General features: G+C 35.0%; 11 protein-coding genes. 2 read left to right on the top strand and 9 right to left on the bottom strand.

What is annotated here, in order from left to right; translation table 11 throughout:
* Nucleotides 1-118: 118 nt before the first annotated feature.
* From F6K22_RS14710 to F6K22_RS43495, 4 genes are all read right to left on the bottom strand, one after another.
* On the bottom strand, nt 119-265 hold the full coding sequence (locus F6K22_RS14710) for a hypothetical protein (protein WP_293098912.1): 147 nt from the start codon (nt 263-265) through the stop codon (nt 119-121).
* A 58-nt stretch (nt 266-323) separates the two neighbouring features.
* Nucleotides 324-503 (bottom strand): hypothetical protein, encoded by a 180-nt coding sequence (locus F6K22_RS14705; protein ID WP_293098910.1) that lies wholly within the window; start codon nt 501-503, stop codon nt 324-326.
* Between the two features lie 315 nt (nt 504-818).
* On the bottom strand, nt 819-980 hold the full coding sequence (locus F6K22_RS43500; protein WP_483244137.1) for a hypothetical protein: 162 nt from the start codon (nt 978-980) through the stop codon (nt 819-821).
* Nucleotides 981-1033: 53 nt separating this feature from the next.
* Complete coding sequence (locus tag F6K22_RS43495; RefSeq protein ID WP_483244136.1) at nt 1034-1147, bottom strand: helix-turn-helix domain-containing protein; 114 nt, start codon at nt 1145-1147, stop codon at nt 1034-1036.
* A gap of 257 nt (nt 1148-1404) precedes the next feature.
* Here F6K22_RS43495 and F6K22_RS14695 point away from each other — a divergent pair, with 257 nt between their 5' ends.
* Both F6K22_RS14695 and F6K22_RS14690 read left to right on the top strand, forming a co-directional pair.
* A complete protein-coding gene (locus F6K22_RS14695) occupies nt 1405-2031 on the top strand; it encodes a chorismate lyase (RefSeq protein WP_375340159.1) in 627 nt (208 codons plus the stop codon).
* Nucleotides 2032-3103: 1072 nt separating this feature from the next.
* Nucleotides 3104-3310, top strand: a complete 207-nt coding sequence (locus tag F6K22_RS14690; protein ID WP_293098907.1) for a hypothetical protein — start codon at nt 3104-3106, stop codon at nt 3308-3310.
* A gap of 628 nt (nt 3311-3938) precedes the next feature.
* Here the strand turns inward: F6K22_RS14690 and purF are convergent.
* From purF to lnt, 5 genes are all read right to left on the bottom strand, one after another.
* Nucleotides 3939-5420: an amidophosphoribosyltransferase gene (purF, locus tag F6K22_RS14685; RefSeq protein ID WP_293098905.1), complete on the bottom strand. Its 1482-nt coding sequence runs from the start codon at nt 5418-5420 to the stop codon at nt 3939-3941.
* Nucleotides 5421-5973: 553 nt separating this feature from the next.
* Nucleotides 5974-6111: a hypothetical protein gene (locus tag F6K22_RS14680; RefSeq protein WP_293098903.1), complete on the bottom strand. Its 138-nt coding sequence runs from the start codon at nt 6109-6111 to the stop codon at nt 5974-5976.
* A 7-nt stretch (nt 6112-6118) separates the two neighbouring features.
* On the bottom strand, nt 6119-6331 hold the full coding sequence (locus F6K22_RS14675) for a hypothetical protein (RefSeq protein WP_293098901.1): 213 nt from the start codon (nt 6329-6331) through the stop codon (nt 6119-6121).
* Between the two features lie 660 nt (nt 6332-6991).
* A complete protein-coding gene (locus F6K22_RS14670) occupies nt 6992-8374 on the bottom strand; it encodes an ABC transporter substrate-binding protein (protein ID WP_293098899.1) in 1383 nt (460 codons plus the stop codon).
* 1473 nt (nt 8375-9847) lie between these two features.
* Complete coding sequence (lnt, locus tag F6K22_RS14665) at nt 9848-11599, bottom strand: apolipoprotein N-acyltransferase (RefSeq protein ID WP_293098896.1); 1752 nt, start codon at nt 11597-11599, stop codon at nt 9848-9850.
* Between the last annotated feature and the right edge of the window lie 647 nt (nt 11600-12246).

Raw genomic sequence — 12246 nt, 5'->3', positions numbered from 1 at the left:
AAGTCGCCAACACATCGCTGATACTTCCCTTAACAGTCAGCTCTCCTACCTAACTTCTTCTGTTCAAAATTAACTTTATTTATGACCAGGTACTTATTGACATCCTCCCGACACTGCTCTACGAGACAGCGCGGGATTCCCTAGCATTGCTGATAGGGACTTTCACCACAATAGTTTGATTTTCTCTAATCAGGTGAGTGGTTAACTTATGGGTATAGTCAAGTCTTGAGTCTTTAATTGTGGCGTTTATCCTGGCTACTTTCACCCTGGCTTTCTGATAGTTATTGGACCTCTTAGTTTTTCTTGTCAGAGACTTTAGCAGCTCACCTGAGTTTTTTGTGTAACTTCTGAAGATTCTTAGGGTTAGCTACTTTTTCTCCATCACTGGTAGTTAAAAGACTGGTAATTCCTAAATCAATATCTACTTGTTTGTTAACTGGCTTGAGAGTCAAATCTCTAGGATCATTAGACCTCTCCAGAAAATAAACTTGCTCTTTATCCAAGACAAGTTATAGTTGTAAAATTCAGTGAAAAAATCATTTTTCGTATCTTTTTTGTCAAAATACATTCCCTGTTCCCAGTTAAGTGTTCCCTGTTCCCTACTAGATGCAAAAAGTCTATATCTTTTTCACGCCTATGTCTATTAATTCTCAAAGATACAGACCATCTACTGTCAGAGTAAAACTTGACTGTAATCGTACTTGGTATACAATTTTGTGGCAGTTGCCTACTCCATTTAATAGGTAATGGTTCACAACATTTAGCTAGATAGACTTGACCATTTTTCCATTTGAAAGCAGACGAGCGTGAATTCAGCACTACCACCCCATACGCTTTTTCTTGAAATTAGGATATTTGGCACCCCCGCTCAAAAAGTTAGTAAAAGCAGTCTGTAAATGCCTCAAACTTTGCTGCAATGGTACACTGCTAACTTCACTCAGAAAATCTAAATTTTCCTGTTTTTTCCAGGAAGTCTGCATAGCTGAAGTTTGCGTAGCTTACTAGTTGCTTTTGCTCCTACCAAGCTTGAGTTCTAGCTGAAGCGCGCTTTGTTGTATATCAGTCGTACACAACCCAAAGTCCTGAGCAGCAAATTTTCATGCTCAGAAGTAGGGTAAAACCTAAATTTGTAGGCTTTTTCAACCATCTATTACATTGCTTGTTCAAGACTTAAATTTTAGCATATATTGTGTAAAACCAATCAATAGAGCGGTTTTCCCATACGACAATCCCTTGACCGAGAGCGCAGGTCTTCAACCAAGATTTAGATAAATGCTGGAATTTAATTGCTTTGACAAATGCTATAAAATATGATAATTGCTTTTTTTTAAATAGTGTTAGTAGAAAGAATTAAATAGGGACGCTATGATTAAAATAAGAAGTTAAGTTTTGTAAAGAAGAACATTGACTGCTATTTCACCCAAAAACCTGATAACACATCCCAAAGGATGGTATTCCTTAACTCCTTTATGGCAAGGAGGAGAAGAAGTTGTTCGTCAAGGTTTACCCCACTCCAAACTTTCGCCCCCATGGCAAATATTACTTCTGGGAGATGGCTCCCCAACTCGTCACTTGCAACTATTGACAACTGAACCAACAGAAGTAGATGTAATTGATATGTCCCCTATTGGCATGAATCTTGATAATGCTCCTGATTTAATTAATGCTGTACCTGGCCCCAGACTAAGGAGACAGGTATGGCTAAAAACATCTTCCGGGCAAAGATTAGCTTATGCTACATCTTGGTGGGAAGCAAGTCATGTAGATGAGTATTTGCAAAATCGGTCTTTGCCAATTTGGGCTAGTTTAGCTCGTTTGCGGACAGAATTGTATCGAGATGTCCAAGGAATTTATTATGGTCATTCTAGGGAATTAGAGTTAGCTTTTAGTGAGTCAGGACCATTTTGGGGACGACATTATTTATTTTGGCATCATGGGCAACCGCTGACATTAATTTATGAGGTGTTTTCGCCTTATCTCAAAAAATATTTGGGACAAACAAACGTTACGGATGGGTATTCTCCAAAGTAATAGTTGTTATACCATTTCACTTTCAAATATGTCACAAATAGTGTCATACCTATTATACCTTTAAGCATTTCCGTGCCTGAATGCTCCGCAAATAGCTAGTCTCCTGGGTCTTCAATAATTAATAATTAATAATTAATAATTAATAATTAATAATTACCTCTTCTTATAACATTGAGGATTGGCGCTCAAGGAATTTTTTTCTTTTTTCTCCATGAATGGAGAGGCTTTATACCTCAAGAGTTCGGTAACTGTCTTATCAGCTAGTCTCCTGACGGAGAAACTGCTTTATCAGCTCAAGTCAAAACTTTGTAGGTAAAGGATTTTAATTTTATGTCCTCAAACTTTTTTGTACTGCTATATCTGAAATAATAGTTAATATTAAGAAATTACAAAAAGTATAAAACTGTAAAAATTGTATGAAAGAATTTAGCAACGCATTGAGTAGAGAGCTTAAATTTAAAGTTGATAAGTTACAGAAAAATCGATAAAAAATATGAGTAATGAAGTAGATAAATAAAAATCAAATCCAGGTAGAGAAAAATGTCAATAGTTTAGTTAAGTAAGGAAAGGAGGTAAACAAGGACGATATAGCAGTCGAAGCAAAGAGGGCTGACATTACTAAATGCTATTTACGGACCATGAACGCACCGAAAACTCACGAGCGAGATTACTTCTGACTTCTGACTTGCGCTATACTATTTCTCATGGGGTGAAGTAATACCATTTCTCTGTAACAATGCACTTAATAATTTTTACCCAGACATGAATTTTACTGACGGCTATTATTTTTTATGAAGTTCAACTTGATGGAGAAATGGTATTAGGCGTTTTGCTGGGCGACATGAAACCTGTAGCGGTTCGTAGCACTATCGCCATCCCTGACACTTCATCTAAAATCTAAAAACTAGAGCGCAATAGTTGAATTAATTATTAATTAAAATCAAGTTAGGCGTTTCGCTGGGCGACATGAAACCTGTAGCGGTTCGTAGCACTATCGCCATCCCTGACACTTCATCTAAAATCTAAAAACTAAAGCGCAATAGTTGAATTAATTATCAATAAAAATTATGTAATGCCATTTGTCTGTAACAATGCACTTAATAATTCTTACCCAGAACTGAACTTTTCTGACGGCTGTAATCTTTTATTAAGTGCAACTTCATGGAGAAATGGTATAAGAAAAGAAGTTTCTGATAATCTTGACAATAAGAGCTTAATGTATTTCCTGAAAATTTTTGGTCAAGATGAGCGTGATGTTGATGATGAATCTGAGTTATGAGGTTGGCTGATGGATGATTTATTTAAAATAGAAAACAAGGATGATTATCAAAAAATAATTGATAAGATGAGCAAGTAAATATTACTTTTGATTTAAAAACCTACATCATAATATGGAAAAAGGTGTGATTTTTTTGAGAAAAAAATTTTGATTATTGGTAATGAATTATCAAGATATTATCCTTTGATTTTATATTAATTTGTGTGCCTTGTTCAAAGGAAAACTCTTATTACTTCTGTACGTCGCCAATCCGACGGCTCCCCTATCGCGCCTTCTGAGTACTGATAAGCTAATACGCATTTAAAATGCGTATTAGCTTATGTCCGGTTAAATAATTATAAATAATTAGGGATAGGAAATAGAGAAAACAAGGGAGACTGAGAGAAGAAGATGTTTCCAGGACAATTAGTTAAATAGACAGAGACGTGAAAAAAATATAGATTTTTCGCTGGAGTAGTCCCAGAAGGTACTCATGCAAGAACCACTCTTGCAAGATATTTTTCGTACAAAAGTACGAAAAATGATTTAATGGCTGACTTTTACAACTCTATTGCTGTCAATTGAAGTTAAATAAAAAGCTTGTTTATTTTCACGCCCATGTTTATTAATTAACCAGACATGATATAATCTAAACTTGAACTGGATTTTCCAGTATTAATTTTGAATGCTTCAGTGTTTCTGGTAAAGGAATAGGATAGTCGCCAGTAAAACAGGCAGAACAAAACGTCTTGGGGTCTTCATCCGTTGATTTCAACATCCCTTCCCAACTCAAATATGCTAGAGAGTCAACACCTATTTGTGCAGCAATTTCTGCCACTGATTTTATTGCTCCTATTAATTGTTTCTGGTTATCTGTGTCAATTCCATAAAAACAGGGATGAGTCACTGGTGGGGAAGAAATTCTCATGTGAACCTCTGTTGCACCACCATCTCGTAAAGCTTTCACAATTTTCTTACTCGTATTACCCCGGACAATAGAATCATCAACCATAATTACTCTTTTCCCTTCCAAAACATCTTTGAGAGGGTTAAGTTTCATCCGAATACCTGATTCCCTCATGTGCTGAGTGGGTTGAATAAAGGTACGACCAACATAACGATTTTTAATTAATCCTTCCGCATAAGGAATACGTGATTCTTGGGAAAAACCGATCGCTGCTGGAATTCCCGAGTCAGGAACACCTATTACCATATCTGCGTCTACAAAAGATTCTTTTGCTAACTGGCGTCCAATTTTGAGTCTATAACTATATAAACTACTCCCTTCCATAATACTATCGGGGCGGGCAAAATAAATCATTTCAAAAATACATAGCTTCCTCTGGGGTTTTTGATTCCAGTGGAAAGAAGCCATACCTTCTTCTGTAATCCAAACTAACTCTCCAGGTTCCACATCCCGCAGATATTCCGCACCAATAATATCTAAAGCACAAGTTTCCGAGGCCAGGACATATCTTTTCGGGTTAATATCTTCTAAAGTACCAATCACAAGAGGTCGTACACCATGAGGGTCGCGGACACCCATTAAACCTTCTGGAGTAGCAATAGTTAAACTGAAAGCACCCTGACATAAATGAAAAGCACTAATAGCAGCTTCTAGCCAACTTTTACCAATTTTAACTTCTGTGGCGATCGCTAATGCAATCATTTCTGAATCTGTACTGCTGTTAAAATCACAACTACGCTTGATTAGTTCTTCTCTTAATTCTGTCGTATTAACAAGATTACCATTATGAGCTAAAGCCAATGGTCCTAAGCGAGTGTCAACAACAGTAGGTTGAGCATTGATAATACGACTAGAACCAGTAGTAGAATAACGAGTATGACCAATCCCTATATTACCAGGCAACTGTTGTAAGATTGACTCATTAAAGACCTGAGATACTAACCCCATTCCTTTGTGTATATATAGCTTATCACCTTGAAAAGTAGCTATTCCGGCTGATTCTTGACCTCGATGCTGTAGAGCATATAAGCCAAAATAAGTAAGTTTAGTTACATCTTCTTCTGGGGCATAAATCCCGAAAACACCACAAGCTTCTTCTGGCTTATCTATTTCGGGGTAATTTTCTGAATATTGCTCTGTATCTGGGGAGTAGTTATCAGTCATAGTTAAATTTTAACTCCTAATCAGGATTTTTAGTTTTTTATAACTCTTTTCAAGGTGAAAAATTATCTGGTCTTAGAGATAGGTGAGGAAAACCTTAACCTTTATTTAACTATAGTAACTGATGTTATGAAGTATTGTAAACTAAAATTTAAAATTGAGCTGACAAGGGCGATCGGCAATTTAAATTACTGAAAAATTGGGTTTAAAGCCTTGCCCTTAAGCGGGCGACTTTCGATGTTATGATGAGATTGGTTTCAACATCGGCCTTGGCATCAATATACATGGGTAATCCTAAACGATAAATATTATCTTGGCCTTGTCGATCTAAAACTTTTTGTGCCTTTTGCCAAAACTGCCAAAAATCATCCTATTTTTCCGGTATTTCCTCTCCTAAACCAGCCTGACGAATTAAATTAAGCCAGTAGTGAATATGGATACTCTGCTGCATTATTGCCACAGCATAATTAGAAGATTTAGACTTAACATTTTTGTAAAAATAAACAGACTTTAGAGTAGTATCACTATATAATTTTTTTACGGGTTCAATTATATCTTAAATATCTACTAATTTATCCTGCCATGCCCATTGGGGAATTAAAGTAAATTCTGCTCTTTCAGAAAAGAGAATATCAGGTGTTTTACCTACCTCCAAAGCATCAATAGCTGGCTCGAAAATTATCCTCACTAACAAATAAAAATTAAACTTTATTGCTAGTTTTTTGTTGCCCGTCAGTCATAACTTTTTGTAGAGTTTCATCTTCTTCTGGGTAGTATCCCCGATTCCACCAAATTGTTAAAACTGTTTCTAAGGGAGGTTCTTGTATAGAAAATTGAGGCTGATTTACACTACAAGTAACTAATATTAAACTGAGTATAAATAGCAAAATTAAGTCAAATAATTTACGTCTCATAATTATGCTCTTGATCTAAGTTTATTTAGATAAGTTTCGTAGGCTTGAAAAATTTTAAGCAATCAAAATTTTTGGTCGATTCAGTCATATTTATCTATGCTATTAGTCTGTATATTTTTATCCAATTTGGTGATCAAAAGGTACTTTTTTCAAATCATCTCTAATCCTGTTACACCACGCATGAAAAAAGAATTGTACAAAAAGGTGCCAAAAGCGATCGGATCTACTTAAAAAGAGCTTCTCCAATTGATTTGAGAAAGCTATATCTATCATTTTCCCTTTTTTTTATTCGATATTTATTCCAACTTTGGTCTTCCAACTTCGGTCTGACCTACGGACGTTGTATGCAACATCCCTATCATTTGTAACAAACATTGATTGTGCTTGGTATTATAAGTATTCAACCAAACATAATATTAATCAGTTGAAGTTTTAATAATGTGAGAATCTTGTTCATCCACGGGAGTAGGATACTTACAACGGCAGTAGGATATTCCCACTAACTCAGAATTGAACCTTGACTCTTTCTTATTTACCGAAAAATTAAGGTATCAAGCCTCTCTTTTCAAGGAGAAAAAAATTTCCTTTTAACCAATCCTCTTCTTAAAAAGAAGAAGTAATTATTAATTGTTAATTATTAATTATTAATTATTGAATGGTTTACCATTGAGAAAATATGTCTTGTATTTTAGCAATTGCTTCATCAGTAGCATCTTCTGTTGATAATCCATCAACAATTACCCTTTCAATTGCTTTGCCCCAAACATTTTCTGATAATACTTGAGAGTAAGCAGGATTAACTACATAATTAAACGGTCGAGTTGCACCTTCTTGATATTGTTTAACTGCCAGAGAAATATGAGGCTCAGTTTTGTCTTGCCAAAATTCATCTGATAATAATTGTGGCATTACTGGGAAATATCTTCCTGCTGAAAGTTTCAGATATTTGCCGATGTTTTCTGGGCGAATAAAAAAGGATAAAAAATTCTTAGCTTGCTGCAAATTAGAGGATGATTTAAAAGTAAGTATTTGTTTAACAGATACTAGGTATTTTGGTGGTTCTCCATCCGGTTCATAAGGAAATTCAATTGTTTTAATTTGATTCTGATAAATTTCTGGATCTTGTCTTTGCGAAGCAGGAATTGATAAGGTAGGATTAATTACCATTAACAAATTCTGATTCAGAAAATTAACGTTATTATCTACTGCTGACCATTGAACCGAATCTGGGGGTATATATCCATCTTTATAAAGATTAGTAATCCAATTTAAGACTGTAATTATTCCTTGGCGGACTTCGGGTTTATCTACTAGTAGTTTTCCATTTTTATCTAATAAATTAACATCATAGACTTCTAACATTTGTTCAAATTCATAAAAGTTATCTTCAGAAGCAGCAGACATAGTTAAACCAATGCCATAAATTTCTGATTTATCTTTTTGACGAATTGTCTTTTGAGCATTTTGCCAAAATTTCCAAAACTTATCCCATTCATTAGGTATATCTGACTTTTTTAAATTAATTTTTTCGAGCAAATCTTGCCAATAATGAATATGTACAGTTTGTTGCTGAATTGGCACTGCATAATAACTGCGTTTTTTAGTTACATTATTATTTAGGTAAACAGATGCAAGAGCAGTTTGAGTGTAAAGAGATTTAACAGGTTCAATCACATCGGAAACATCTGCTAATTTGCCTTCCCATGCGAGGCGAGGACTTACAGCAAATTCTAATCCATAATTATAAACAATATCTGGAGGTTTTCCTGTTCTTACAGCCTTAAGAAGAGTTATTTTTAAACTTTCATCATCGTTGAAGAAAAGAAGTTTAGCTGGATAACCACTTTTTTTCTCCCAGTTAGCAACTATTTGTTTAATAGCTTCATCTTCTTCAGGATAAAAACCTTTTGTCCACCAAATTGTTAATGGAGTTGTTTCTGGTAAAGGTGTTTTTTGAGAGTCTAATTGAGCAGGTTGCTTGGTGCAGGTTACTATCAGTAAGCTGACTAGAAAAAATATAAATATCAAAAATTTTTTGTTCATTTTTTGGGGTGAATTATGAGACTTATTCGAGCAGTAGTCAACAGGGTATAGGGAACAAAATTAAGTAGTTGTACAAAATAAATTTCCTAGTTAAGAAAGCTATATCTACAAGAGGCAAAATGTCAGAGGAGTTAAATGAGATATTTTTGTAAGCATTCAGCTATTAGCGTTCAGCTCATCCTGCGGAATGCTACGCAAACATCTTTTTAATGAATGAAGTAAGACTTCGTTTAACTTATACTACATTTTCAATCATAGAATTGAAGCACAACAGCGACGAGTTTGAGTTTTCAACGCATACAATTAAAGCTAATCAAGCTGATAGCTAAAAGCTGACTGCTGAATGCTTACCGAATTATTAATTAATTATTAATAATTAATTAATTCGCGCCTTGAAGCCTCCCCTTGGATAGGGGAAAAAAGCGGTCGGAAAGCGAAGCATTCCGTAGGATGGGATGGCGAGGTCTCCTCGCTGGCCTCCAATCGACCAAGAGAGCGGTCGTTTGCGGAGCAGTCCGTTAGGATGGGATGGCGAGGTTTCCCGCTCTTGACAGAGCCGCTGCCTCTTGCAGAGGAGCTGCGAAGTACGCTTTTCATGTCGCGCAGCGAAACGCCATATCCAATCGACCAAGAGAAGAAATGATATTTCCCAATATTCAATCCTCTCGGTTTTAACCTTCTTGTAATTATCAAGTTCGCCATTATCAATTATCAATTAATGAAATATTTTTTTATTTGCTAGTCCCTAAAAAAGAGAGTGGGGGAGTCGGGAAAACTCTCAAATTTAATTTTTCTGTATTGCCAAACCAATATCTCCCCTACCTACTAGAAAAAGTTAATGTAGCAATCTTTTTTCAAATTGGTATAAGACATAAAGTATCAAACCTAAAATTTTGTACCTCATCATTATAAGAATTGCTATGTAGTAATTTTTCAATCAATAAATCACACAATTAAAACTACTGTAATTTTGACTTTTACCAGAATATATTAGTAAGCATTTCCTGCGGAATTCAGAGCTAACAGCCAGCCTCCTGCGGAGGAACTTTGTTAACAGCTTTTAGCTTGCCTCATGGGTAGTAACTGCGAACTTCAGCACTTATTATAATTACCGAACAATTCAGGTATAAAGCCTTCTATTTCAAGAGAAAAAGCGGTCGGAAAGCGGAGCATGACCTAGGATGGGATGGATGGGTTACCTAACCATATCCAATCTCCCCTTGAGAAGAAAAAAAATTCCTTGAGCGCCAATCCTATCTGCGATCGGAAGAGGTAATTATTAATTATTAATTATTAATTATTAATTGTTGAAGCTCGTCTTGTCTTGAAATCAGAAATTATTATTGATATATTTCAGATAATTTATAGCAGAAATAACTAGCTCTTCAGTTATATAAGTATTCTGCAACAGATCCTTACTTAATTCATCAAAAAACTGAGAGCTGATTGCTAATAGCTGAATGCTTAGATATATTATTTAATTTTTGACCATAAAATTATTTTTGTTAATACCCCTCCCACAAGTAATACTGGTGTTAACCAATCACCCCATTTTACATATAAAGTCTGGGTATTCCGCCGATAAATTGTGGTTGTATAAGTTTCATAAGTATTAATTCCTGATAGCCAAATTGTTCTACCGTGGGGGTCTACAATTCCAGAATAACCTGTATTTGTTGCTCGTACTGCCCATCTATCATTTTCTATTGCCCGCATTATATCTTGAGCATGGTGTTGAGCTGGCATTATAGAACTATAATGAGCGTTATTAGCGGCAGTTAAAATAAATTCTCCTCCTGCCAATGTTTGTCTTTGGAATACTTCGGAAAAGGCTGAGTCATAACAAATTCCAACTATAGCTTTGCCAAAGGGTGTATCAAATATTTGGTTTGTTTTTCCTGGTACTAAATGAGCATCTAAAGGTGAGAGTCTATCTATTAGTTTTCCTAACACTTCATTAAAGGGAATATATTCTCCTAAAGGTACTAATTTTATTTTGTCATAACGGCTGAAAATTTCTCCTGTCTTGTCAATAGTAAATAAGCTATTTGTCAGATTATTATCTTGTTTGCCATAACCTCCTACCCAAGCTACTACTTCTTTCTCTAAAATTGCTTGGTAAAAGGAAAGAAATCTACGATTATTTTGATTTGTCCATAAAAAAGGTAAAGCTGTTTCTGGAGTTAATACAGCATCAATATTTTCCTCTGCTAATTTTTTATATCCTTGAGTATAACCTTCCAAAGCACGATACCAACCTTGAGAGTTAAACTTAATTTCATTAGGAATATTCCCTTGAATAATTCCAACTTTTAAAGCTGCTTCTGGTTCTGGATTTAAAGGAGTATTATATAGACTAAACCCTATGATGTGGAAAAATATTAAAGTTATTATTGCCAGAAGGAAGAAGTGAGAAAGAAGAAGTGATACTAAATGCTGTTTATAGAGTATTATTTTGTGCAGATGGGGGGATGGGGAGATGGAGGGATGGGGAGATGGGGAGATGGTTAGAGAAGATGTTGAAAAAGTACCTTTTGATAACAGGATTTGATATGAGAAGAGAAACTTTACTAATAAGTTTAGTTGCTCTGGATTATTTTGTTTTTGCCAAAATTTAATTTGTTGAAAATTTCCTGGATTTTGCTGTGATTTTGCTTGAATAAAAGCTTCCCCAAATAAAGCATTTACTGTGACAATAGCTACTGTAATTGTAATCGGTCCGGATAATTGACCAAGGTGTAAAATTACTAAATTTTGGTTGCTCTGAGTAAAAGCTAGAGACGTCCACCAAAGATTTCCTAAACTCCAGATTTTCTCCAAACAACACCATAAAGTTATACCTAATAAAACTCTGGCAAATGAAGATATTTTATCCGAGAAAGATACAGGAGTTAAAATTCCAAATAAATACGCCCAAATAGCAACTAAACTTGCTCCCCAAACAGTAATAAAAATCCAACAAAATAGAGCGACCGCTAGACTAGCTAACCAAGGAATTTCTAACCAAGTCATCGGATGAATTCCGGTTATCCAAAACAAGGCTAAACCGTGATAACCTATCCCCCAAGTTAAACCTAATACAAATTTATCCAAGGATTTTTTCTGTTGAATTACTAATATCCAGAGAGGAGCTAAAGCTAACCATCCAAGAAACCATGCACCAATAGGTGCTGTGGTCATTCCCATTAAAATGCCACTAAAAAATGTTATAAATAAGTAGATCATTTCAGTTATCAATTATCAGTACCTCGTGTAATAGCTATCCATTACCCACAAGTCTTAGAAGTATTCCCGGATGAGGAGTGTGGGGAGATGGGGAGATGGGGAGATGGGGGGAGAAACAGAGCATTCATTATCAAAAAGCCTCCAATTAAATACATTTACTCTTGGGAAATATCCATTTTCTGGTAGACACATAACTTCTCTCTTTTCTCAAATTTTATGTTGAGAAAGATATGGGTAATCGATAGGTGCAATAGGGAGGCTTGAAATACTGAATTTTCTTTTTTTATTCCTTTTAAAGGGGAGGCTTTAAACCTAATTTTCTGGTAAAGATAAATAAAAATTAAAACGAATAATCCGAAAATGAATTCAGCATCCAGTGTTGAAAAAGTTTTTAGCACTTTGAATCTCTATCGCTATTTTACTTACGGATAATTAAACCAACTGATTGAATATCATTTTTGGAGATAATAACTCTTTTCTTAACTGTTCATATCAATATTGGTTTAAGACTAGACATCTCCAGAAATTACATGAAATCGAAAAAATTGTGCAAATACACAAATCTCGCCATTTCCCCATCCCCCCATCTCACTAATCTTTAAGTAGCAAACATTAACGTATTTCATATTTGATATTAATTATCAACC

Source organism: Okeania sp. SIO2F4 (assembly GCF_010672385.1).
Taxonomy (GTDB): domain Bacteria; phylum Cyanobacteriota; class Cyanobacteriia; order Cyanobacteriales; family Microcoleaceae; genus Trichodesmium.
Note: the sequence above shows the minus strand (reverse complement) of the source record. Positions and strands in the feature narration are given on the sequence as shown.

Excerpts from the sequence above, each read along its gene's own strand:
- purF (WP_293098905.1), bottom strand. The coding sequence starts at position 5,420 with ATGACTGATAACTACTCCCCAGATACAGAGCAATATTCAGAAAATTAC.
- lnt (WP_293098896.1), bottom strand. The coding sequence starts at position 11,599 with ATGATCTACTTATTTATAACATTTTTTAGTGGCATTTTAATGGGAATG.
- F6K22_RS43495 (WP_483244136.1), bottom strand. The coding sequence starts at position 1,147 with ATGGTTGAAAAAGCCTACAAATTTAGGTTTTACCCTACTTCTGAGCAT.
- F6K22_RS14675 (WP_293098901.1), bottom strand. The coding sequence starts at position 6,331 with ATGAGACGTAAATTATTTGACTTAATTTTGCTATTTATACTCAGTTTA.
- F6K22_RS14670 (WP_293098899.1), bottom strand. The coding sequence starts at position 8,374 with ATGAACAAAAAATTTTTGATATTTATATTTTTTCTAGTCAGCTTACTG.
- F6K22_RS14690 (WP_293098907.1), top strand. The coding sequence starts at position 3,104 with ATGCCATTTGTCTGTAACAATGCACTTAATAATTCTTACCCAGAACTG.
- F6K22_RS43500 (WP_483244137.1), bottom strand. The coding sequence starts at position 980 with ATGCAGACTTCCTGGAAAAAACAGGAAAATTTAGATTTTCTGAGTGAA.